We start from the raw sequence: 22,669 nt of genomic DNA on the forward strand, positions 1-22,669 counted from the left end.
TGGTGCAATAAATGAATAATTTACTACACAAGGGTCAAAGTATTTTTAATAAATATATTGGCTTTTTCTTTTTGACTGTATTCTTTCTTTGGATAAAAACATATATGGTACAACTTACACAGTTTGATTTAGGGATAGAAAACTCATTGCAGAAGGTTCTCCTATTTATAAATCCATTAGGATCATCTTTAATATTTTTAGGAATATCTTTTTTCTTTAAAGGAAGAAAAAAATATATTTCACTAATTGTTATTGATTTTCTATTATCTTTCCTTTTATATGCGAATATTTTATTTTACCGTTTCTTTAATGATTTTATTACGTTACCAACCTTAACACAGACGCAAAATTTTGGTGATGTTAGCGGTAGTGTCCTAACCTTATTAAAACCTTATGATATTTTATTCTTTATCGATATCATTCTATTAATTGCTTTACTTGCTTTTCGCACTGTAAGGATTGAAATGAAAGATATGTCACGTAGAAAAGCATCAGTCTTATTCTCATTATCATTAGCACTATCTTGTGCTAATTTATCTTTAGCTGAATTAGACCGTCCTCAATTATTGACAAGGGGATTCGATCGAAATTATATTGTGAAATACTTAGGAATGTACAACTATACGATTTACGATGCAGTTAAAAGTACTCAAGCTTCCGCTCAACGAGTATTAGCTGATAGTGATGATATTACAGAGGTTATTAACTATACAAAATCCAATTATGCTGAGCCCAATCAAAAATATTTTGGTGCTGGTAAAGGGATGAATGTAATCTACCTACACCTTGAATCCATGCAAAACTTCCTTATTAATTACAAGTTAAATGGGGAGGAAGTTACACCGTTCTTGAATTCATTGACGAAAGATCAAAATACGATGTACTTTGATAACTTCTTCCATCAAACTGCACAAGGAAAAACGTCTGATGCAGAATTTATGTTAGAAAATTCATTATTTGGATTACCACAAGGTTCAGCCTATACGACAAAAGGCTTAAACACCTACCAAGCAGCACCAGCAATCTTGGGTCAACAAGGCTATACTTCTGCGGTATTCCACGGGAACTCTGGAAGCTTTTGGAACCGAAACGAGATTTATAAATCATTTGGATACAACAAGTTTTTTGATTCTAATTACTATCAAATTGACGATAATGAGCAAGCAGAATATGGGCTAATGGATAAACCATTTTATCAACAATCGATTCCGCTATTGGAATCATTACCACAGCCATTTTATACCAAGTTTATTACGGTATCGAACCATTATCCGTACCCAATTAACCCAGAGGATGCTACTATTGCGCCTGCTACTACGGGTGATAAATCTGTTGATGGTTATTTCCAAACCGCCCGGTATGCGGACGAGGCATTAAAACAATTCTTTGATTACCTAAAGGAATCTGGTTTATATGACCATTCCATTATTATCATGTATGGTGACCATTACGGAATTTCTGAAAATCATAATAAAGCGATGGAACAAGTGCTTGGCAAGAAAATTACTCCATTTGAAAGCACTGGTTTACAACGAGTCCCATTATTTATCCGAGTTCCTGGTATGGAGGGTGGAATAAACCACGAATATGGCGGACAAGTTGACCTGCTTCCAACTCTTCTACACTTGTTAGGTACGGATACTAAGGAGTATGTACAATTTGGTACGGATCTATTATCTGAAAAACATGATGAAGTAATCCCATTTAGAAATGGTGATTATGTGAGTCCAACCATTACATCCATTGATGGTAAATATTATGACTCGACGACTGGATTGAAATTAACAAATGATAAGCTGGAAGAAGCAAAAAAATATAAGGAACTTACACAACAAAAATTGACATTCTCAGATAAAGTCGTGAATGGAGATTTATTGCGCTTCTATACACCAACAAATTTTGTTCCAGTTGATCGCACACAATACAACTATAATAAAAAAGATGAATCGATTAAGTAACAAAACAAGCAAGGCTGCCAATTTTAGGCAGCCTTCTTTAGTGCCTAATTTGAACACTGTAATAATTAAATCGATTTGGTAAAGTGAGTTTCACTAATATGTGATTCTTATAGAACGTCTAATTTTGCAACAATGGCCACTAAAATTTGAAGCAATGCTTGAATGTTGACAGCTACTTGAGTATCAGTTGTAGTAACTTCTACATTTTTGGAACCATGAATGATTGTTTTTTGAGTGTTGCTTTGTTTTGTTTTAATAAATTGTTTAAGATCTTGAACCACTGCGTTGCCTTTACTTGTATCACCAATTGTAATACTGATGACAACGGCAATGGCTACTTGTAGTGCTGCTTGGAGTGATACAGCTGCTTGAGTATCCGTTGTGTGTACACATACCCCTTCAGAATCTTTTACAACGATCCATTCAAAGGATTCTTGTTTACTTGTCACTACTTGATCAGCTTCTTGGGTGACATTAGCTTCTTCTTTGCCTTCTTTATCACAATGATCTAAAGCCTTCCATTTATTTTCGCTCATAATTTTTTCCACCTCTTATTTTTTTTGTTTTTTATAAAACGTCTAATTCAGCCACTAATGTGAGTAGTACTTGTAATAAAGCTTGAATGTTTACAGATAGGTCTGTATCAGTAGTTGTAACTGTGATGTCTTTGGAATTTTCAATAATAACTTTTTGCTTGTTGGATTGGACAGAATCAAAGTGTTGAAGAAGATCTTGGACAACACTTTCTCCTTTTGGACTGTCACCAATTGTAATTCTAATGACTAAGGCAATAGCAAGTTGTAACCCAATTTGTAAGGAAACAGCTGCCTGAGTATCAGTGGAATGAACTTTAATGTTGCAAGAATCTTTCACGAAGATTAGTTCATTGGATTCTTGGATGGTAGCGGAAAATTGATCTGCTACTTGCTCCACTTCTGCCTTGTGCTGATTGTTTTCGAAATGATCATTTTTCTTATCATGATCATTGTGTTTCTTTTCAGAATTTTTGCTTTCATAACGCTCCTTTTTTTCATAGTCATGACTGCTTTTGTGACTCTTTTCGCTGCTTTTCTCACTACTTTTGTGCTTATGGTCTCTGCTTGATGATGCCATTACTAAACACTCCTTTATATTTGATTTCCCTTTTACTATATGAAGTTGTCCTTTTGTATGATTGGACGAGTCCCTAATTTTTTTCATTTCAAAAAAAAATACGCCTATAAAAGGCGTATGTGACATCTTGCTTAATCTATTTTCTTTTCGGTAGTGGGAGACTTAACAAAGGTATCAACTTGCTGGGATAATTCACTGACTAACTCTTTGAGCTTTTGTTTTTGCTCCGTAGATAAGCTTTCTTTGACATTATCCAAATTAACCCCATTTTTTTTGAAAATGTCACTTAACAGTAAATCGATGATGGAATTGGGAATCAGCGGATTGTTGCTCATGCGGAAACTCCTTTCAAAAAAAGTTTGTATATCACAGCATATGCAAGCACCTTCCCGCACTCTTGTACAAAATGCCTATACAGCTTGGCGGTACCTATAAAAAATGCAACAGATGTAGATAAAAAACTTATTAAGTTTTGTTTGCTTTCATTTATATAAAGAATTTGTTAAACACAAAATAGACACTATGACATAAGATAATTCAGAAATAGCGGGGAGGTGGATTTAATGGGTGGTGCTGCAGGCTTTGGTAATGGATTTGCTTTAATTGTAGTTTTATTCATCCTGCTTATCATCATTGGTGCAAGTTTTTGCGGTGGTGGCGGTTTTTACTAACAAGAAATTTCGTTGCGCTTTGTCTCCGAGAGGCAAAGCGTTATTTTTTATCCTTCCTACCGATAACATTCTTTGAATCCCCAGAACCACTTAGTGGAAAGCTAATTTAAATGTATATGGAAAGTGGGATGAAATGAAGAAGGTTTGGAACATTTATAAAGACGATTGGAAAAATATTTTTAAGGTCCCTGCGGTTACGTTATTAATTGTGGGACTTATGGTGCTGCCATCGGCGTACGCATGGATTAATATTAAAGCGATGTGGGATCCCTATAGTAACACGTCAGGGATAAAAGTGGCTGTTGCCAATATGGATGAAGGAGCCGCAATTCAAGGGAAGAAAATCAATGTTGGAAATGAGATTGTCAAAAACCTTAAAGATAACCATAAACTTGGCTGGGTTTTTGTAACACGAAATGATGCTTTAGCTGGAGTGAACAAAGGAGATTATTATGCCTATCTCATCATTCCCCAAGACTTTTCTTCAAAACTAACCAGCATTTTGGATGTAAACCCTCGAAAACCCAAAATCTTTTTTGGTGTAAATGAGAAAATCAATGCAGTTGCACCGAAAATTGCAAGCACAGGGGCGTCCAGCGTGACGGCGCAAATTAGTCAAGCCTTCATTAAAACAGTAAGTGATGCCATCTTTTCTGGTTTTTATAAGGCGGGTATTGAGTTGGAGAAGGCTTTGCCTTCGATTCATAATGTTGAACAACAAATTTTTGAACTCGAAAAAGCACTTCCACAAATGGAGGAAATGGGGAAAAAGGCGATTGAGCTTGAGGGGAAGCTGCCGGATATAAGGGAAAAAGGTCAAAAGATCATAGAGCTGGAACAAAGAATAGATGAAATTAACCAAGCAGGTGCCTCAATATTAAAGGTTGAAGCTTCCTTACCGCTTGTTAGAGAAGCCGGTGACCAAGTGATTGCATTACAAGGGAAGCTATCAGACCTTAAACAATCTGCCGACATCGTTAGAGAGATTGTCAAAAATTTATCTGAAATAGAAGCCAATATTAACCAGGCTATAGTCCGTGCTGATGAAGCCGCAACAGAGTATGCTGACCAAACGGGTAATAAGGAGCAGCTGACACGTTTGAAAAAGGAACTGATAAGCATTCATGAAACGGTCCAGCTTGCTCAAACGGATCTTGGACAAAAAACTGGGGAATTTGAAACAATCATTAATAGCAGTGCTAATTTTATAAAAAATGATTTACCAAGTGTGGAACAAAAAATCCATCGTGCGGCAGCTTTTGTACAAAATGACTTACCGGCTCTTGAAGGAGATATTCGAAAAGCAGCCGAGCTAGTTCGAACAAAACTTCCAGAACTTGAAAGGGTCGTCCATAAAGCAGCGGATTTGGCCCGTAACGACCTGCCAGGATTTTCAAAAAAAATAAGAAGTGCTGCAAATAAAATTCGTCAGTTTGAAAACAGTGTAAATGTTACCGAGTTAATCCAATACTTAAAGCATGATCCGCATACTGAAAGTAATTTTTTATCAAATCCAGTTCTTTTGGAAACGAAAAGAATATTCCCAATTCCCAATTATGGGTCAGCTATGACACCGTTTTATACGATGCTAGCTCTTTGGGTAGGAGCCACTTTCTTGATAGCCTCTCTTAGAGTAGATGTAGAAAATCAAAATATTCATTTGTACCGGGGATATCAGGTTTATTTTGGCAGATTGCTGACGTTCCTGACCATTGGGATTTTTCAGGCGCTGATTGTATCCCTAGGTGACTTGTTTTTTATTCATACATATACCGTGGACAAACTCTGGTTTGTACTACTTAGTGTATTTATTGGCATGGTGTTTATCATTATCACATTTACATTGTGTTCTGTTTTCGGAAATATTGGAAAAGGGGCGGCTATTATTTTTCTTGTCCTGCAAATCTCTAGTTCTGGTGCAACTTTTCCAGTTAGTACAACTTCCTCTTTTTTTCAAAGGATTTACCCATTTATGCCTTTTACTTATGCCGTGAGTATGCTTCGTGAAACAGTTGGAGGGATGGTTCTAGAGGTAGTCCTGAAGGATATAGCAGCCTTGGCAGTATTTGCAGCTGTTAGCTTTCTTCTAGCACTAGTTTTGAAAAAACCTTTAAGTAAATGGATTCAACAAACATCAGAAAAGGCAAGATCTACAAAGCTAATTCCCTAAGACATCAAATAGCGAACAGTAACTAGTTTGGACTGTTCGCTATGTTTACAAGAGTCTTAGGAAATTTTGTGAACTAGGTTACAAAATTACCGTAAGTTTGTTTACTGAAATCCAATCAACTTTCTGCTATGATTGGGAAATGAATGAGTAAAGGTCAGAGGTTCGACCACTTTCTAAGGGTTGGCACCTCTTCCGTTTGACTGCACATAGCTTCTAATTGGCTCTTATTTAAAAGGTAAAAATACTTTTCACGAATATCGATAAGACCTTCATTTTGAAATTCGCCCAGTGTTTTGGAGATGGATTCTCTAGTTACACCGATCATACTGGCCAACAGGGATTGGTTAATTTTCGAATCTATTTTAAATGTATCGCCACAAGGTTTTCCAAAATTATAGTAAAGATCGACCAGCAAATTGGCGGCTTTAGTTCTTACATCATAAAAGGTTAAATAGCGAATTAATCGATTCAGCATCCTTGTACGTTCAACAAGAATCATATAGGCTTTTCTAAGCACAGAAGGGTATTTATCGACTATTTGTAGGAAATCGTGTTTAGAAATTTGCCAAACGGAAATGTTTTCAATTGCTTCAATAGAAGATATTCTGTGGTTGTCACTGGAGAGTGCTTCCACCTCTCCAATAATATCTCCTGGCAGGGAAATACTTAAGACAATTTCCTTGCCTTCGTGAATACGGTAGACCTTTACCCTACCAGAACGGATGAAATATACATCTTCACTTTGATCATTCTCAAACATGAGGATATGATTTTTTTTAAATTGACGTTCCTTCAGCAGGGAAGTGATATATGTTGCATCCTGCTCAGGAATATCAGCAAAGATGGCAATTTCGGAGATTTGGCTAATCATAACAGGCATCCTTTCTTGGACCACTTATCGAATCAATAGATCTTTGATAAAAATAGTATAACACGATTTTTGTTGATATAACTCGTGCATTAAAAGGGGTAATTTGATTGAAAAAACAAATAAAAAGATTTTTTTACTTGGATGAAGCAAATACGAGTATTCGAACCGAAGGAATTGCAGGATTGACCTCCTTCATGACAGTGGCCTACATTATTGTGGTTAATGGGGCAATTTTAAGACAAGTCGGGATGCCATATGAAGCGGTTACCATAGCCACAGTTCTTTCCAGTTTTGTGGGATGCATGCTAATGGCTCTTTGGGCAAAGTCACCATTATTGCTCATTCCGGGAATGGGGGACAATGCATTTTTTGTGTTTACCCTAGTATTTTCATTAGGGCTAACCTGGCAGCAAGCACTAGCTGTTGTATTAATTGCTGGTCTGGTTTTTACTTTAACAACCATTACTAAAGGGGCCGTTTATTTATCACGATCCATCCCAAAATCAATGATTAATGCCATGACAGCGGGAATTGGCTTATTTATCGCCTTCTTGGGGCTGAAAAATGGCGGCATAATTGTTGCAAGTGAAGGGACCTTTGTTCAATTAGGAAATCTTGGCGACCCGGTTGCCTTAACAACGATTATTACTTTGGTCATACTTATCCCGCTCTCTTTAAACAATGTGAAAGGAAATTTTCTTATCGGGATTATTGCCGGTACCATTATTGGAGCTGTGCTGGGAATTGTTGATTTCTCTAGCTTGCGTGATTTTAATTTATCCTTTAGCGGCTATGATAAGATATTTTTCGCTTTTGACTTTAGTCAATTCAATACGATTAACTTTTGGACAGCCGTTTTCTCTTTATCAATGGTGATTATCTTTCAAAATATGGGTGCCCAGCTTGGTATGCTTCCTGATAAGTCTAAGTTCAAACGATCCTTTCAGGCAAACGCATTTTCAATTGTTACAGCAAGCGCTTTTGGCTGCAGCCCGACCACAACGGCAGCAGAGTCTGCCACAGGTATTGCGGCAGGCGGGAGAACCGGTTTAACATCGTTTACAGCTGGATTATTGTTTATCCCTGCAATATTTTTAATTCCGCTTTTCAAGGTGATACCAAATGCCGCGATTGCGCCTGTATTAATTATCGTTGGCTGCTTAATGGTTCAAAATTTAAAAGAAATACCATTTGGAGATTTTACAGAAGCTTTTCCGGCTTATTTGATGCTGGCGATTATGCCATTGTCGTTTAGTATTGCCAATGGAATTGCCTTTGGTTTTATTGCCTATCCCATTTTAAAAATTGTTACCGGACGAAAGAAGGAAGTATCGGTTACCATGTACGTGATTGCCTTCTTCTTTCTTCTATACTTTATTTTAGGTTCTATTTAATGAAGCATCCATGCGGGTGCTTTTTTGCTTGACAATAAAAGAGCTTTTATGTTATTAAAATAATGGTTAGCACTCGAAGATGGAGAGTGCTAAAATAATGGAGAACCATTTTAAAGGAGAGGTCTTAATGGAAACCAAACAATTTAAAGCAGAGTCTAAACGATTATTAGACATGATGATCAACTCCATTTATACACATCGGGAGATTTTTTTAAGGGAATTATTATCAAATGCAAGTGATGCGATTGATAAAATTTATTACAAAGCACTAACGGATGATTCGTTAAACTTTGATAAAGACAGTTATTACATAAAAGTTGCGGCGGATAAAGAAAATCGCATCTTAAAAATTGTTGATACTGGAATTGGGATGACCAAGGAAGAGCTTGAAACTAACCTAGGAACGATTGCCAAAAGCGGATCATTAGCGTTTAAAAGGGAAAACGAACTAAAGGATGGCTATGATATTATTGGTCAATTTGGGGTTGGTTTTTATTCAGCTTTTATGGTGGCAGATGAAGTAACGGTTGTCAGTAAAGCCCTAGGCAGTGATGAAGCGTATGAGTGGAAATCCAGTGGGGCAGACGGTTATACCATTGTTCCTTGCGAAAAGGCTTCAATTGGCACAGAGATTACTCTGAAAATAAAAGAAAATACAGAAGACGATAACTATGATGAGTATTTAGAAGAATACCGCTTAAAGGCTATCATCAAAAAATATTCAGATTTCATTCGCTACCCTATTAAAATGGATATTACGGAAAGAAAGCTTAAAGAGGGCAGTGAAAATGAATATGAAGATGTTCTAGAAGAACAAACGGTTAATAGTATGGTTCCAATTTGGAGAAAGAATAAAAAGGACCTTACAAACGAGGACTATGAAAACTTTTATAATGAAAAAAGGTACGGCTTTGACAAGCCATTAAAACACATCCACATTAGTGTAGACGGTGCAGTCCGATATAATGCCATTTTATATATTCCAGAGAAAATTCCTTTTGACTTCTACTCACCAGAATATGAAAAAGGGTTAGAGCTTTATTCTAATGGTGTGTTAATTATGAATAAATGCGCTGATTTATTACCGGATTACTTTAGTTTTGTTAAAGGTATGGTGGACTCAGAGGATCTCTCATTAAATATCTCAAGAGAAATGCTGCAGCATGACCGTCAATTAAAATTGATAGCGAAGAATATTAATAAGAAAATCAAAAGTGAATTAGTCGCGCTCTTAAAAAATGAGCGAGAAAAGTATGAGGAGTTTTATCAATCGTTTGGCAGACAGCTTAAATATGGTGTATACAGTGACTATGGAACACATAAAGAAGAGCTGCAGGATTTATTGATGTTTTATTCTTCTAAAGAGAAGAAAATGGTCACACTCGATGAATATGTGTCAAGAATGACTGAAAATCAAAAATATATTTATTATGCTACTGGTGAATCCAATGAGAGAATAGCCAAACTTCCACAAACGGAACTTGTTGCGGATAAAGGCTATGAAATATTATATTTTACCGAAGAAATTGATGAGTTTGCGATTAGAATGTTAATGTCCTACAAGGAAAAAGAATTTAAATCCATATCCAGCGGAGATTTAGGTTTCGAAGCAGAAGAAAATCAAAATAGTGTGGAAGAGGAGAAAGAAAACAAAGAATTATTTGATTATATGAAGAATATCTTGTCTGGCAAAGTAAAGGATGTCAGAGTGTCGAAAAGGTTAAAATCCCATCCTGTTTGTTTAACTACAGAAGGGGAAGTTTCAATTGAAATGGAAAAAATTCTAAATGCGATGCCGAATAATCAAAATATTAAAGCAGACAAGGTATTAGAAATTAACGTCCACCACGATATATTTGATTCTTTAAAGGCTGCTTTTGAACAAGATCAAGAAAAATTAACTTTGTATACTAATCTATTGTATAATCAGGCTTTATTAATAGAAGGATTGCCAATTGAAGATCCGGTTGAATTTACGAATGATATTTGTAAAATTATGATGTAACAACAAAAAGGATTGCAGCTATTTAGCTTGCAATCCTTTTTATCATTTAAAAAGTGAACTCTAGTTCAATTTTCACATGAAATATGATATACTTATATTAAGAAGAAAAATTTCTCTATTTAGAAAAGAGAGAACGACTAAATGAATCGAAAGGTGTGGTTTAATGACAGATTTATTAAAAGAAGAAATATTAAAAGAAACGATTAAACATCGGAAGCTGCCTCTCAGCAAGGTGATTCTTCGTGTAATCGCCATAACGATTGGCGCCATTTTAATGGCAACCGGACTAGAAATATTCCTAGTTCCAAACCATGTTATTGACGGAGGGATAACAGGGATTTCCATCATGTTATCACATATAACGGGTTGGAAATTAGGAATATTTCTATTCATCTTAAACCTGCCGTTCGTTTATATGGGATATAAACAAATGGGAAAAACCTTTGCCTTTTCCACTGTATATGGAATTATCGTTTTATCCATCTTTACTTCTTTCTTTCATCCGATTCCTGCTTTTACAGACGACATCCTTTTAGCAACCCTTTTTGGTGGAATGATCTTAGGTGTAGGAGTGGGGATTGTCATTCGAAGTGGCGGTGCACTAGATGGAACCGAAATATTAGCACTGGTCATTAACAAGAAGGTGCCTTTTTCTGTTGGTCAAATTATTATGATTATGAACGTGTTCATTTTAGGAACTGCTGGCTTTGTCTTTAGTTGGGATCGTGCCATGTACTCATTGTTAGCCTATGTCATTGCGTCCAAAGCTATTGATACAGTAGTAGCAGGATTGGAAGAAACTAAATCTGTTTGGATTATTAGTGATGATGCCGAAGAAATTGGTGATGCCGTCAATAACCGTTTAGGCCGGGGAGTGACCTACCTAAAGGGAGAAGGCGCCTATACAGGAGATAATAAAAAGGTGATTTTTAGTATTATCTCAAGATTGGAAGAATCAAAACTGACCACAATCGTTGAAGAAATTGATCCTACCGCCTTCCTTGCTATTGCCGATATCTCTGAAGTTCGTGGCGGGCGATTTAAGAAGCGAGATATTCATTAGACTTTGTAAAATAGAAAAGGATCTGTCACGTACCAGATCCTTTTTGTTCAATAAATCAATGACCTAATTCAGCTTGGTCAACATGCTTAATATGGTGACTGTTAATAAGAATAAATAAAACAGATATAACGACAAACCCGCCGCCAACGAAAAAAGGGACGGAAGGGTTAAACAGTTCGGCCAATTTTCCAGCCATAAATGGTGCAATGGCCCCACCGATAAAGCGTAGAAAGCTATAGGCAGCAGATGCTGTGGAACGCTCAACAGGTGCGGCATTCATCACAGCTGTAGTAATTAATGTATTATTATTACCTAATAATGCCCCGGCAATAATAACAGAGGCAATAATGACCCACTGGGTGGAAGTCCAAATGCCCATGGCGAAAAGGACCAAGGAGAAAAGTAGTAACATTGCACACATTGATTTAATCGTTCCAAACCATTCCTGCAATTTTGGCGCCATAAAGACGGAAGTAACAGCTAGCAAGATGCCCCAACCAAGGAACACATAGCCGAGCCCATGTTCATCTAATCCCATAACAAAAGGCGCATATGCGAGAAGTGTGAAGAAACCAAAGTTGTAAAGGGCAGCAGCTATACCGAAGATTAGAAGAGACCGATGTTTTAGAGCACGGAATGGATCTAATAAAGATGTTTTTGATTGAGTTGAATTTTGTGTATTACCTTGAGGCATCAAGAGGGTTAACCCAATAAAGGCGATAACCATTAGTGAAGCAACTCCAAGAAACGGTCCTCTCCATGACATGGCCCCAAGCCATCCGCCAAGAAGCGGTCCGACAGAAATACCTAGTCCTATCGCTGCCTCATACAAGATAATCGCTTTGGCTGTGCCGCTATTTGATAGAGAAACAATTGCGGCTAAGGCTGTAGCTACAAACAAGGCGTTACCAAGTCCCCAGCCGCCACGCAGACCTACAAGTGACCAAATCCCGTTTGAAAGTCCGCCTAATGCAGAAAATACGGCAATGATCACAATCCCAGTAAGCAATGTCCACTTAATCCCAAGTCTAGAAGAAATCATTCCTGTAATGAGCATAGCAACCGCCATAACCGCATTATAGCTAGTGAATAACAATGTAACTTGACTATGCGATGCATGTAGCTGTTCAGCAATTGCTGGCAAGATTGGGTCAACAAGACCTAACCCCATAAAAGCAATAATAGAGGCAAAAAACACGGCCCATACTGACTTTGGTTGTGTTAATAATTTTCCGTTTACGTCTGTTGTAGCAATATTCGAGGGTGTTGTTGCCACAGGTGGTGGTGTTGACGACATTTACATTTCTCCTTTGTAATTTAATTTCTCCTAAAGCTAATTAGTTGTATAATGAAACTATATGATTGTATTATACAATTAATTTTCACTACGTCAATGGTGTTTTCTAATGTTACCATGACAAACATCTACTTTGTTGTTATAATATGATGTTCTTAGAAACCGAGTTTAACTGTGAGGGTTGCCAAAAATGAACGAAAATTCTTTAGAAATGATTGAACTTGAATTAGCTATTCTCTTTCGCCGTACAACAGCAGTAACAACCAATAAAAAACTTGGAAATTTAGATCGTTCTGCCTATTTATTACTACGTCGTATAGCAGTAAAAGGGCCAGTGGGGGTAAAAGTCTTAGCAGGTGAATTTCAATTAGATGTTTCAACCGTAAGCAGACAAGCAGCCACGTTAGAACAAAAGGGTTATTTGTATAAGATACCTGATCCATCGGATGGAAGGGCCTATTCCTTTCAAATTACCGAATTGGGTGTAAAAGAATTAAATGAACATATGCAGGGACGTTTAGACAGAATAACAGAGTTATTAAAGGATTGGCCTGATGAGGAACGTAAAGTGTTTGGACAACTTCTAAGAAAATTTAATCAAGCTTTTATTCAAGGTAAATAAATCCTACGACATTATATAATGATTTACTAAATGATAAAAAAGAGGTGAGCGAACTAAAACTGTTGCTCAGCCTCTTTTTTTTATAGAGATTTTAGTGGTGATAACAATTTAATAAACTCTTGGAAAGGAAGCTCACATGCCGGGTATTTGAACAATAAATCTAACATTGAAATATGTTTATCAGCGACATTAATCTGATATTCTTCCTCATTATTGTGAAGAAGTTCTAATTCCCTCTTGTGTGGCGGACAAACAGTATATTCAGCAAGTCCCTGAAGCTGTGAAGGAGAGGCATTCTCCTGTAAATTAACACTAAATGTGAGTAAATCGTAAACCCGAACTGGAAATTCAAGCGGAAGGTGAGTATATCTTTCCCGATCAGCCGTAATTATGATTTGTTCATTTGGTTCAATTCCAAAGCGTTCCAGGACACGATTGACTAGCTCTGATGTATTATGGGGAGCTTTCATGTTATACAAGGATGCCGCCCCTGCTTTGATTCTTTCTTTGTTCTCATTTACAAATTGGACAGTTAAGGTGTTATCTACATCCTCAGAGCTATCAGGGATTTTCAAACCGAAGGCATCCAAGACAGTTGGCCAGAGGAGCTCATGCCAAGCTTCAAACTGCTTCTCAAATTCGCTGCTTGCATCACCTTGTCCTTTTTGAACTATCCGAGTTGCCCCCTTTTCAGTAAGTTTCTCATCCAGAAGGGTGGGAATACTTTGGTAAGTGCTGGCCCAAATTGTATCACCACAGCCAAAAACAGCAAACCGCACACCATTGAGAGCACTTACTTCTGCCTCTTTGAGCCATTTTACAAATTTGCGGGCATTTTTGGGTGGGTTCCCATTGTAGGAAGAACTAATAATGAAAACGGCCCCTTCCTTTGGCAGCTTTCCAGCAAACTCATCGAGTGGTGCCACAACGCTTTGGAATCCTTTAAATCGTGCGGTTACAGCTAGATCGCGTGCAATTCCCTCGGCTGTTCCCATGTTGGAACCATATAAGACAAGCAGAGGAGTGTTGTGTGCATCTAAAGCAGTTTGAGTATCTTGAGGTAACTGTTTCCCATTCAGTATAGCTGACGAGCGTGTTTCATCCTGCATGAACGAAATAGAGGAATGTGAGTCTCGTGCACGTACTTTCATGGTTAAGTGATCAGGTTTGAATGTTAACGTTTCTTTAATCTTAAGTTGATAGTTTGTATGATCAATCAATTCAAAGTGTTTCAATATCATCCCGATTAATAATGTAGCTTCATGCATGGCAAATTGCTGTCCAATACAGGCACGCTGCCCGTTTCCAAATGGTTTATAGGCATGGTGTGGGATTTTTTTAGGATCTGCAAATCTCTCAGGTTTAAAGTCTTCTACATCTTCTCCCCAGGCAGCTTTATCACGATGCAGGACAGGGAGCAGTATATTCACTACATCTCTTCTCTTAAGTGGAAATCTATCAGCCAAGAGTGTATCTTCTTTTGCGTACAAAGAAAAGAGAGGGGCTGTTGGCCAAAGTCTTAAGGATTCATTTAAAATCATTCGAATGTATTTTAATTCGCGAACCTGCTGATACGATGGTATGGGACCTGTTAGAACACGATCCACCTCTTCGTATGCTTTTGCTAGCTTTTCAGGATGCTTCATTAAGAAATAGAGGGCGAAAGAAAGTAAACCACTCGTTGTTTCATGGCCAGCAATCAAAAAAGTAATGATTTGATAACGAATATTTTCGTCGCTTAATTTCTCTCCCGTTACTGGATCTGCACTGTTAAGCATCCTGGACAGAAGATCCTCTGCATCTTGATCCTCACTAGATTTGCGTTCTTCAATAATCCGGTCCACCAAAGAAAACATGTATTGAATGTCTTGATTAAACTGGCGTTTTTTCTTGACCATGAGTTTATCTTGTACTCCAAGTCGATTGCTTTGATTCATGGCTTCATCAAGAGCCCGTCCCATCGATTTGATAAATCGGTGTGGTTTTTCCCGGTAGAAACTATTAAATCGATAATTGAAACCGCATAAACCAATCGTATCTAACGTCAGTCTTGTCATGTCTTCAGGTACATCAATACTTTCATCTGAATTTAGGCGGGACCACTTTTGGATTAACTGAACGGCGATATCTACCATCATTGTATGGTAACCTTTCATTGCACTTTGGCTAAAGCTAGGAAGAAGAATGTTATGAGCTTTCCGCCAGTTGTCTTCTTTTGTCCAACTTGTAAATAGACCATCTCCTGAAAAGGATCGTACCTTCTGTAGTGGGGCGTTGACAAGTTTATCAAATCGGGATTCATCGGCAGCATCGGCCACTAGTTCAGCTGAAGAAATAAAGATTCCTGTACCGGTTGGAAATTTTAATTTAAAAATTGAGCCGTACTCATTTGCGAGCTTCATGATGGATTGTGAGGGCTGATGTAAATCTAATTGCGGGAGATTACCGAGCAGGCCATATGTTTTAGGTTGTGGAATGATTCCAATGTCTGTTGTCAACATGATAACTATTTATCCTTCCTTTCAATACACTTTTCATAAAATTTATAATATTAAAATAATATTTTACATGATTATACCATTTTTCCTTCGTTATTATAAGGTTAAAATAAAGTAAAAATTCTGACAAAATTCTACATAATATTCATATTTCAAATATTATCAGCAGATCTTTTAAATGAAAACGATTACAAAAATTACTGTTGCATGGGGCGAATGAAAACAAGGTATACTCAGATATATCAGCGGACTATTATATAAGTAAAATAACAAACAAATGAAATTTAATTTTTAAAGTGATAAAAAAGGAGATAATCAATGAATTAATAGTAAAAATAGAGACAGAAGCGAATTTTACTGCTATTATTTTTGTGTAATAGTAATTTTTAAATCCAAATTTAGGTTTTATTTAAGTTGGGAGACAGATGCTAATGGATACAAAAAGAATCGAACAAGACTTCTTAGGAAAAAAAGAGATACCAGCAGATGTTTATTATGGTATTCAAACACTTAGGGCCGTCGAAAATTTTCCTATTACAGGCTATCGGATTCATGAAGAGTTAATTAAAGCATTGGCAATGGTAAAGAAAGCAGCAGCAATTGCCAATATGAACACAAAAAGTCTATATAGTGGGCTGGGAAATGTGATCAGTCAGGCAGCAGATGAAGTAATCGAAGGCAAATGGAACGATCAGTTTATTGTTGACCCTATTCAGGGCGGTGCGGGGACATCGATGAACATGAATGCAAATGAAGTCATTGCGAATCGTGCACTTGAATTGCTTGGCCAAGAAAAAGGGGCATATTTTCATTTAAGTCCCAATACCCATGTGAATATGTCACAATCAACCAATGATGTATTTCCAACAGCCATTCATATAGCAACACTAAAGTTACTTGAGAAATTGCTAATGACCATGAAAGATATGCATTCAGTTTTAAAAGGGAAAGCACTTGAATTTGAAAACGTTATCAAAATGGGCCGCACTCATCTTCAAGATGCTGTTCCGATTCGTCTTGGGCAAGAGTTTGAAGCATACTCTCGTGTCCTTGAACGAGATATGAAGCGAATTTCGCAATCAAAAATGAATTTATATGAAGTGAATATGGGAGCAACTGCAGTAGGAACAGGCCTAAATGCAGACCCTAAATACATTAAAGATGTTGTTAAACAACTAGCGGAAATAAGCGGGCTGCCATTAGTGAATGCCGAACATCTTGTTGATGCAACCCAAAACACCGATGCCTATACGGAGGTTTCAGCTTCACTAAAGGTTTGTATGATGAATATGTCAAAAATTGCAAACGACCTCCGCTTGATGGCGTCAGGCCCGCGTGCAGGACTTGGCGAAATTTCACTTCCAGCACGTCAGCCAGGTTCATCGATTATGCCAGGGAAAGTGAACCCGGTCATGCCTGAACTCATTAACCAAATTGCTTTTCAAGTAATCGGGAATGATCACACAATTTGTTTGGCTTCGGAAGCAGGCCAACTAGAATTGAACGTTATGGAACCAGTATTGGTCTTTAACTTATTGCAATCCATTAGTATCATGAACAATGGATTCCGTTCTTTTACAGATTTTTGTTTAAAAGGTATTGAAGCAAATGAAATTCGGCTAAAAGAATATGTGGAAAAGAGTGTCGGAATTATTACTGCGGTTAACCCTCACCTTGGTTATGAAGTGGCAGCAAGAATTGCTAGAGAAGCGACGATTACTGGGAAATCCGTGCGGGAGTTATGCTTAAAATACGATGTCCTAACCGAAGAGGAATTAGATCTTATTTTAAATATTTATGAAATGACCAAACCTGGTATTGCAGGGGCCACTCTTTTAGAACGGGATTAATATACTGCAAAGAATAACTAGTGATAAAAACAAAAAAGGCCGAGAAGGCCTTTTTGTTTTATTGAGGCAACTTGCCACTATAGGAAGTTATTCTTTTTCCTTTTTCTTTTCACTTTTATCCATTTTTCTCTCACTTAATGAACGATATATTTGTGTATACATACTTCCCTCAACGATATTTTCTAGGAAGAAAGGGCCGATGAGCTCGATATATTCATCGTCTTCAAACATTTTTTTATTCTGTAATTCCATTTCAGCTAACCCTTCGTATACCGAGAATAGTGCCAAAGTATGATCTTCGCCGGATATTGGTGTTAATATTTCCACCTTTTGATCATAATTTTCATTTCGAAACTTTTTAATTTCCTTTAAATTGTCGATTCCTTCCTTAAATTTCTCTTGTTTAATGACAAACGTCTGATAAACATAAACAGACATTTAAGCACCTCCATGATAAATAAACAAACTTAGTCATTACTATTTACTTATTTCCTTTTTTTATTCCTAGTTCTTAATAACTGTATTTAGGAATTCCATTAATTTAATAAAAAAAGTAACTTTTTAAATGGGTCATAGTGATAAAATAACTTTAGTTTAATTTTTCCCATGTAGGATATTTTAAACAAAAATTGGAATATGATAGGAGATAATGTGAAACGAAATAACATTTACTAACGTCATATAGGAGATTAGTAGATTAAAATAAATAAGAGAAAAGTTGGGGGAAAATGGTGAATTTCTCTAAATTAATGATCATCGTAATAGTAGGCAGTCTTATTGGATTAACGGGTTGTTCCGAAGAAACAACGAAGGAAAATGAAGTAAAAGCCTCAGAACAGGCGGGGAAAATCGATAAACAGAAAAAAATAGAGGAAGAACAAAAAAGAGTAGCAGTAGCAGAAGCAAAAAGAATAGAAGAAGCTAAGCCGGTCTATGTAAATATTATTGATCCAAATACAAAAGAAGTTGTAAAAACTTTTAATACAAAAGAATTAGGATTTGGAAAAAATACTAAACAATATAATGATGAAATTGATAAAATCACTTGGGATTTAGCGCGAGGAACAAAAGATGTTCCTGGTTATGATAAAAGATTGATTCCAGATAAGTTGGATGCGAACGGGGAGATTATCAAAGGTACACCACAAACGATTCTTGATGAAGAGGAACTTGCTGAAAAAATCTTGCAGGTCTCTGCAAAAGGTGGAGATGTGGAGGTCCCTCTATATGTGAATTCAAGTGGTTATCAGCCTGAAGAAGCAGCACAGTTAGGAGAAGTTAGAGTGGCTTCTTATACAACTAAATTCAATAGTGGTGTTGCAGGCAGATCTAAAAACATTGCTCTTTCAGCAGAAGCAATCAATAATGTCATCATCGGTGCGGGAGACTCTTTCTCCTTTAATACGACCGTTGGCCCTAGTGATGCCGAGCACGGGTATCAGCCGGCACCTGAAGCTATTGATGGAAAATTAGTTGATGGTATTGGCGGCGGAATATGTCAAACATCGTCTACTTTATACAATGCTATTGATCAATTAGCAGTAGGTTATATTGAAAAGCACAATCATTCGCTCCATGTTGGCTATGTCCCGACTGGAAGAGATGCAACTGTATCATACGGTGGTCCTGATTTTCGATTTAAAAATACGACTGGTGTTCCGGTACTTTTAAAAGCAATTGTAAATAAAGGGACATTGACTGTAGAGGTTCGGACTTCAAAAGTTTTTCAAAACCAAATTAAAAAACGTGAGTAATCATTGAACAAAAATCCCTCCAAGTGAATCTTGAAGGGATTTTTTGTATAACATAATCGAATGGGATAGACCATTCAAACTTACACTAACTTACTTAATTCGTCCCAATCGGCATAATCACCACTGCCTTGGCATCCCGGACATTCGAATGAATTAAAATAGGCAAATTCATTATATGGATACACGGTATAGCCTCGTCCCTGACAATCAGGACATTTACCTTGCTCCTTCATTGTGGAAACATGATTTTGATATCTGTTTTCTTTCCATTGATTAAATGAGTTGAGCAGTCCCATTTTCTTCACCTCATTGTTTTTTCTTAGTATGGGGGAAAAATGGAATATTTATGCTTGTATGTTTTTTTAATATAAAGGGGAATGTTACTAACTTGTTCCATTTGTAGGATTGAATCTTATTATAGTATATGAAAATCCTATTATTTTTGTGAGTTCGAATATTATTGAACAAGATTCTCATAATAAAATGGAGGTGAAGATAATGGGAAAATGGAATGAACAGGCTGCACCGAATAATAACATTCATCCGAAAACCATCCGGACGGGTAAATTGATTAATAATGAATCAAACCATGAATTTTCAGAGGAATTATCGGATGGTGGTGAAAGGGATCAATTCATTGAACGGCAAAAAAATAATCTTAAAATGAAATAATAACGATAAGGTAGTAGCGCCTAAGGAAGCGCTGCTACTTTTTTATAGAAGTGGTAAATAAATGTTCAATCCTCCTTTACAAAGTGTTTCTTCCGATGTAGAATATCTATGTACCTAATAATTCTAGGTAGGTGATAAAATGTTTAATCGTGAGCTAGTGAAGGGCAGTACATCATTAATCTTACTCCAATTATTAAATGAACGTGATATGTATGGCTATGAATTGGTAAAAGAGCTTGAACAGCGCAGTGATAATGGCTTGAGTGTTAAAGAAGGCACGCTTTACCCGGCCTTACACAAGCTTGAAAAGCAGGAGTATATTGAGTGCTATTGGCAAGAACAGGAAAAAGGTCCTGCACGTAAGTATTACCGGATTACCCAAGCAGGGAAAGATGTATTAGATGAAAAGACACGCGAGTGGAACGACTTTGTTAAAGTAATGAACAAGGTAATAGGGAGATCGAAGCATGGAACGGCCGAAGAATGAGTTTCTCGCTAAATTAGCGGAGGGACTTGGTAACCATCAAGATAAAGAGAACATTCTCCGTGAGTATGAATCACATATCGATGAAATACTGATTGAATCTAACGATTGTACTAGTGAAGAAGAGGTAGCAACCAGGATTTTTACCAGGCTAGGGAGCCCTGAAGAGATTGCTGAAATGTGGCGGGAAGAGTTTTCTGTTACGCCGAGTAATATGAAATGGCTGTTTATTCTCTTAAATATCCTCTTTTTCGGCGGCGGCAGCCTGTTAACCTTGGCACATAACTTGTATCCATGGGAATGGTTGGCGGCTATATGGAACCACTTAACGGCAATTCCAACCTTAATTGCTATTTTGTATATGTTCTTTTGGGCATTGCTTGGGTATGAAATTGGAAAAGGGTTCGGACATGGCGGCAGATCGCTGTTAAGAAAGACCTTTTTACTGTCGCTTATTCCTAATTTGCTGTTAATGTTCCTTACTGTTTTTCATATTATTCCGCATACCTGGTTTGCACCGTTATTAACAAAAACGTTTATTGTTGCTTGTATCATTTTTACCATATTTCTTTACCCTGTGAGCTGGCTCGGCTACCGGTGGGGACGGAAAGCATCGATATAAGCAGTTTTTTTTGCTTATATACCTAGAAAAACTATATATATAGAAACTCTACACAAAAGAGGGATAACGATGGATACTAAAATAAACAAAATGGATTGGCTATTTTTACTCTTATGTTTGGGGCTTGGCATTTTAGCTGAGGAATCATTTTTCCGTGCTCAAATCGGGATCTCATATCTCATTTTTATCATGGCATTTTATGCTGTATTTTTCTGGCGCTACCGCCGCTACCAATTCTCCCATCAGCGCTTTGGCTACCTTATCATTTGTTGCATTTGGCTTTTGGCGGTAAGTTATGTTCTAAATGACAACATCCTTTTTTATGTGTTAAATATACTGGTGATCCCAAGTTTAGTGATTTTTCATCTGATCTTAGTCACGAGTCCGAAAAGTTTTCAGTGGAACCATCCAACGTTTATTCCCTATTTTTTTTCAAGAATGTTAGATGCAATAAAGTATAATGCTCTCTTTACAGCCATGGTTGGAAAAGGCATGAAAAGCGGAGTTAAAGAAGATAGGTTACTTGTATGGAAAAAAGTCTTGATTGGTATCGTGATTTCTATTCCGGTACTGGCTGTTGTATTACGATTGCTTATGACGGCTGACAGTGAGTTTGAGCGAATGATTGGTGGTATTCCTGACTGGTTCCGAGTATTGGACGCAGAAGGAATCATAAGAGTGATTGCCATCTTGGTTTTTATGTCAGCATTCTTTGGTCTGATGCAAGCACTGTACAAAAGACAAATGAAGGCCGTTATCCAGCAAACAAGTAAGCAAGCATCTCCTAAACTAGACAATGTTATTACAATAACGGTTTTGGTCCTGATTAACATTGTCTATATTCTATTTACGATTGTTCAATTTAAGTATTTCTTTAGTGGAAGCTTACAAGGGGATTATACTTATGCGGAGTATGCACGAAAGGGATTCTTTGAGTTATTATTTGTTACCCTAATTAACTTGTCTATTACTGTTGTGGTCATTTCATTTAGTGAAATCAGACAGAATGGTCTGAAACTTATGAGGCAAGTCATGCTCACCATTCTTGTCCTATCTAGCGGGGTGATGCTCAGTTCTGCGTTCCTGCGTTTAAGTATGTATGAAGATGCCTATGGATTTACCTTTACAAGGGTGTTGGTCCACTCATTTATGATTTTTCTGACGGTAATCTTCACCTATACATTAGTGAAAATTTGGATTGATAAGCTGAATTTAGTGCATTTTTATTTCATCACCTCGTTAATTTATTACACAACGATCACGTTCATTGATTTGGATAAAATTGTGATAAAAGAAAATGTGAACCGCTATGAAACAAGCGGGAAAATTGATCTTCATTATTTAAATAGTCTATCTGCAACGGGTGGACTCGGATTGATCGACCTTTACGAACAAGATAAAAGTGTACCTGAGTTAAAAACAATTTTACTAGAGCGGAAAAAGGCTGCACTTACAGAAACGTCAACTTCTTGGCAATCCTATAATCTTAAAAGAGAAGAAGTTTCGCAAAGATTAAAAGAACTCCACCTCGAGTAGGAAAATTTAGCATGCAATTTAGCATGCTTTTTTAAATTTCTGAAACTTTATCAAATACGGGAACGTCTAAATAAATTAGAATATTAAGA

The 22,669-nt window shown here is 36.9% G+C and carries 21 protein-coding genes; 13 read left to right on the plus strand and 8 right to left on the minus strand.

All coding sequences use genetic code 11. From position 1 onward, the window contains the following. Positions 1-11: 11 nt before the first annotated feature. Entirely contained in the window at positions 12-1,958 is a 1,947-nt protein-coding gene (ltaS, locus tag AC4E8C_RS09645) for a lipoteichoic acid synthase (protein WP_490211888.1), read from the plus strand. A 107-nt stretch (positions 1,959-2,065) separates the two neighbouring features. On the opposite strand, the gene AC4E8C_RS09650 is transcribed toward ltaS, so the two are convergent. The 3 genes from AC4E8C_RS09650 to AC4E8C_RS09660 all read right to left on the minus strand — a co-directional run bounded on the left by AC4E8C_RS09650 (position 2,066) and on the right by AC4E8C_RS09660 (position 3,406). After that, on the minus strand, positions 2,066-2,494 hold the full coding sequence (locus tag AC4E8C_RS09650) for a spore coat protein (protein ID WP_490211889.1): 429 nt from the start codon (positions 2,492-2,494) through the stop codon (positions 2,066-2,068). Positions 2,495-2,525: 31 nt separating this feature from the next. Further along, positions 2,526-3,071 carry a spore coat protein gene (locus tag AC4E8C_RS09655; protein ID WP_490211890.1) on the minus strand — a complete coding sequence of 182 codons (546 nt, stop codon included), beginning with the start codon at positions 3,069-3,071 and terminating at the stop codon, positions 2,526-2,528. A gap of 131 nt (positions 3,072-3,202) precedes the next feature. Continuing rightward, positions 3,203-3,406 carry a spore coat protein gene (locus tag AC4E8C_RS09660; RefSeq protein WP_490211891.1) on the minus strand — a complete coding sequence of 68 codons (204 nt, stop codon included), beginning with the start codon at positions 3,404-3,406 and terminating at the stop codon, positions 3,203-3,205. 228 nt (positions 3,407-3,634) lie between these two features. Here AC4E8C_RS09660 and AC4E8C_RS09665 point away from each other — a divergent pair, with 228 nt between their 5' ends. After that, complete coding sequence (locus AC4E8C_RS09665) at positions 3,635-3,742, plus strand: YjcZ family sporulation protein (RefSeq protein ID WP_490211892.1); 108 nt, start codon at positions 3,635-3,637, stop codon at positions 3,740-3,742. Positions 3,743-3,875: 133 nt separating this feature from the next. Then, positions 3,876-5,912: a YhgE/Pip domain-containing protein gene (locus AC4E8C_RS09670; RefSeq protein WP_490211893.1), complete on the plus strand. Its 2,037-nt coding sequence runs from the start codon at positions 3,876-3,878 to the stop codon at positions 5,910-5,912. Positions 5,913-6,066: 154 nt separating this feature from the next. Here the strand turns inward: AC4E8C_RS09670 and AC4E8C_RS09675 are convergent, their stop codons facing one another. Continuing rightward, positions 6,067-6,783: a Crp/Fnr family transcriptional regulator gene (locus AC4E8C_RS09675; RefSeq protein WP_490211894.1), complete on the minus strand. Its 717-nt coding sequence runs from the start codon at positions 6,781-6,783 to the stop codon at positions 6,067-6,069. Positions 6,784-6,890: 107 nt separating this feature from the next. Here AC4E8C_RS09675 and AC4E8C_RS09680 point away from each other — a divergent pair, with 107 nt between their 5' ends. The 3 genes from AC4E8C_RS09680 (at position 6,891) to AC4E8C_RS09690 (ending at position 11,245) form a co-directional block, all read left to right on the plus strand. Further along, positions 6,891-8,177 (plus strand): NCS2 family permease, encoded by a 1,287-nt coding sequence (locus AC4E8C_RS09680; protein ID WP_490211895.1) that lies wholly within the window; start codon positions 6,891-6,893, stop codon positions 8,175-8,177. A gap of 127 nt (positions 8,178-8,304) precedes the next feature. Next, positions 8,305-10,182 carry a molecular chaperone HtpG gene (gene htpG / locus AC4E8C_RS09685; RefSeq protein WP_490211896.1) on the plus strand — a complete coding sequence of 626 codons (1,878 nt, stop codon included), beginning with the start codon at positions 8,305-8,307 and terminating at the stop codon, positions 10,180-10,182. A gap of 163 nt (positions 10,183-10,345) precedes the next feature. Then, positions 10,346-11,245, plus strand: a complete 900-nt coding sequence (locus AC4E8C_RS09690) for a YitT family protein (RefSeq protein WP_490211897.1) — start codon at positions 10,346-10,348, stop codon at positions 11,243-11,245. Between the two features lie 55 nt (positions 11,246-11,300). Here the strand turns inward: AC4E8C_RS09690 and AC4E8C_RS09695 are convergent, their stop codons facing one another. After that, the gene (locus AC4E8C_RS09695) at positions 11,301-12,542 is read right to left on the minus strand and encodes an MFS transporter (protein ID WP_490211898.1); all 1,242 of its coding nucleotides are present in this window, start codon (positions 12,540-12,542) and stop codon (positions 11,301-11,303) included. Between the two features lie 190 nt (positions 12,543-12,732). On the opposite strand from AC4E8C_RS09695, the gene AC4E8C_RS09700 reads away from it, so the two are divergent. Further along, positions 12,733-13,164, plus strand: a complete 432-nt coding sequence (locus AC4E8C_RS09700) for a MarR family winged helix-turn-helix transcriptional regulator (RefSeq protein ID WP_490211899.1) — start codon at positions 12,733-12,735, stop codon at positions 13,162-13,164. An 80-nt stretch (positions 13,165-13,244) separates the two neighbouring features. Here the strand turns inward: AC4E8C_RS09700 and AC4E8C_RS09705 are convergent, their stop codons facing one another. Continuing rightward, positions 13,245-15,665 (minus strand): cytochrome P450, encoded by a 2,421-nt coding sequence (locus tag AC4E8C_RS09705; protein ID WP_490211900.1) that lies wholly within the window; start codon positions 15,663-15,665, stop codon positions 13,245-13,247. Between the two features lie 428 nt (positions 15,666-16,093). Between AC4E8C_RS09705 and aspA the strand changes: the two genes are divergently transcribed. Next, positions 16,094-17,512, plus strand: a complete 1,419-nt coding sequence (gene aspA, locus AC4E8C_RS09710; protein WP_490211901.1) for an aspartate ammonia-lyase — start codon at positions 16,094-16,096, stop codon at positions 17,510-17,512. A gap of 87 nt (positions 17,513-17,599) precedes the next feature. Here aspA and AC4E8C_RS09715 read toward each other — a convergent pair whose 3' ends face one another. Continuing rightward, a complete protein-coding gene (locus tag AC4E8C_RS09715) occupies positions 17,600-17,950 on the minus strand; it encodes a hypothetical protein (protein ID WP_490211902.1) in 351 nt (116 codons plus the stop codon). A 290-nt stretch (positions 17,951-18,240) separates the two neighbouring features. Here AC4E8C_RS09715 and AC4E8C_RS09720 point away from each other — a divergent pair, with 290 nt between their 5' ends. After that, on the plus strand, positions 18,241-19,266 hold the full coding sequence (locus AC4E8C_RS09720; RefSeq protein ID WP_490211903.1) for a VanW family protein: 1,026 nt from the start codon (positions 18,241-18,243) through the stop codon (positions 19,264-19,266). An 80-nt stretch (positions 19,267-19,346) separates the two neighbouring features. Here AC4E8C_RS09720 and AC4E8C_RS09725 read toward each other — a convergent pair whose 3' ends face one another. Continuing rightward, positions 19,347-19,562, minus strand: a complete 216-nt coding sequence (locus tag AC4E8C_RS09725; RefSeq protein ID WP_490211904.1) for a DnaJ-like cysteine-rich domain-containing protein — start codon at positions 19,560-19,562, stop codon at positions 19,347-19,349. Positions 19,563-19,764: 202 nt separating this feature from the next. Here AC4E8C_RS09725 and AC4E8C_RS09730 point away from each other — a divergent pair, with 202 nt between their 5' ends. The 4 genes from AC4E8C_RS09730 (at position 19,765) to AC4E8C_RS09745 (ending at position 22,580) form a co-directional block, all read left to right on the plus strand. Beyond that, entirely contained in the window at positions 19,765-19,938 is a 174-nt protein-coding gene (locus tag AC4E8C_RS09730) for a hypothetical protein (RefSeq protein ID WP_490211905.1), read from the plus strand. A 139-nt stretch (positions 19,939-20,077) separates the two neighbouring features. Further along, positions 20,078-20,425, plus strand: coding sequence for a PadR family transcriptional regulator (locus AC4E8C_RS09735; RefSeq protein WP_490211906.1), 348 nt, complete (start codon positions 20,078-20,080; stop codon positions 20,423-20,425). Beyond that, a complete protein-coding gene (locus AC4E8C_RS09740) occupies positions 20,406-21,044 on the plus strand; it encodes an HAAS signaling domain-containing protein (RefSeq protein WP_490211907.1) in 639 nt (212 codons plus the stop codon). The genes AC4E8C_RS09735 and AC4E8C_RS09740 overlap by 20 nt, the downstream gene beginning before the upstream one ends. Before the next feature lie 69 nt (positions 21,045-21,113). Continuing rightward, positions 21,114-22,580: a DUF4153 domain-containing protein gene (locus AC4E8C_RS09745; protein ID WP_490211908.1), complete on the plus strand. Its 1,467-nt coding sequence runs from the start codon at positions 21,114-21,116 to the stop codon at positions 22,578-22,580. Positions 22,581-22,669: the final 89 nt, after the last annotated feature.

This window comes from Neobacillus sp. SRL179 (assembly GCF_984799095.1).

Excerpts from the sequence above, each read along its gene's own strand:
- AC4E8C_RS09715 (WP_490211902.1), bottom strand. The coding sequence starts at position 17,950 with ATGTCTGTTTATGTTTATCAGACGTTTGTCATTAAACAAGAGAAATTT.
- AC4E8C_RS09655 (WP_490211890.1), bottom strand. The coding sequence starts at position 3,071 with ATGGCATCATCAAGCAGAGACCATAAGCACAAAAGTAGTGAGAAAAGC.
- AC4E8C_RS09665 (WP_490211892.1), top strand. The coding sequence starts at position 3,635 with ATGGGTGGTGCTGCAGGCTTTGGTAATGGATTTGCTTTAATTGTAGTT.
- AC4E8C_RS09660 (WP_490211891.1), bottom strand. The coding sequence starts at position 3,406 with ATGAGCAACAATCCGCTGATTCCCAATTCCATCATCGATTTACTGTTA.
- AC4E8C_RS09670 (WP_490211893.1), top strand. The coding sequence starts at position 3,876 with ATGAAGAAGGTTTGGAACATTTATAAAGACGATTGGAAAAATATTTTT.
- htpG (WP_490211896.1), top strand. The coding sequence starts at position 8,305 with ATGGAAACCAAACAATTTAAAGCAGAGTCTAAACGATTATTAGACATG.
- AC4E8C_RS09745 (WP_490211908.1), top strand. The coding sequence starts at position 21,114 with ATGGATACTAAAATAAACAAAATGGATTGGCTATTTTTACTCTTATGT.
- AC4E8C_RS09740 (WP_490211907.1), top strand. The coding sequence starts at position 20,406 with ATGGAACGGCCGAAGAATGAGTTTCTCGCTAAATTAGCGGAGGGACTT.
- AC4E8C_RS09690 (WP_490211897.1), top strand. The coding sequence starts at position 10,346 with ATGACAGATTTATTAAAAGAAGAAATATTAAAAGAAACGATTAAACAT.
- AC4E8C_RS09675 (WP_490211894.1), bottom strand. The coding sequence starts at position 6,783 with ATGATTAGCCAAATCTCCGAAATTGCCATCTTTGCTGATATTCCTGAG.
- AC4E8C_RS09725 (WP_490211904.1), bottom strand. The coding sequence starts at position 19,562 with ATGGGACTGCTCAACTCATTTAATCAATGGAAAGAAAACAGATATCAA.
- AC4E8C_RS09700 (WP_490211899.1), top strand. The coding sequence starts at position 12,733 with ATGAACGAAAATTCTTTAGAAATGATTGAACTTGAATTAGCTATTCTC.
- ltaS (WP_490211888.1), top strand. The coding sequence starts at position 12 with ATGAATAATTTACTACACAAGGGTCAAAGTATTTTTAATAAATATATT.
- AC4E8C_RS09735 (WP_490211906.1), top strand. The coding sequence starts at position 20,078 with ATGTTTAATCGTGAGCTAGTGAAGGGCAGTACATCATTAATCTTACTC.
- AC4E8C_RS09730 (WP_490211905.1), top strand. The coding sequence starts at position 19,765 with ATGGGAAAATGGAATGAACAGGCTGCACCGAATAATAACATTCATCCG.
- AC4E8C_RS09720 (WP_490211903.1), top strand. The coding sequence starts at position 18,241 with ATGGTGAATTTCTCTAAATTAATGATCATCGTAATAGTAGGCAGTCTT.
- AC4E8C_RS09695 (WP_490211898.1), bottom strand. The coding sequence starts at position 12,542 with ATGTCGTCAACACCACCACCTGTGGCAACAACACCCTCGAATATTGCT.
- AC4E8C_RS09705 (WP_490211900.1), bottom strand. The coding sequence starts at position 15,665 with ATGTTGACAACAGACATTGGAATCATTCCACAACCTAAAACATATGGC.
- AC4E8C_RS09650 (WP_490211889.1), bottom strand. The coding sequence starts at position 2,494 with ATGAGCGAAAATAAATGGAAGGCTTTAGATCATTGTGATAAAGAAGGC.
- aspA (WP_490211901.1), top strand. The coding sequence starts at position 16,094 with ATGGATACAAAAAGAATCGAACAAGACTTCTTAGGAAAAAAAGAGATA.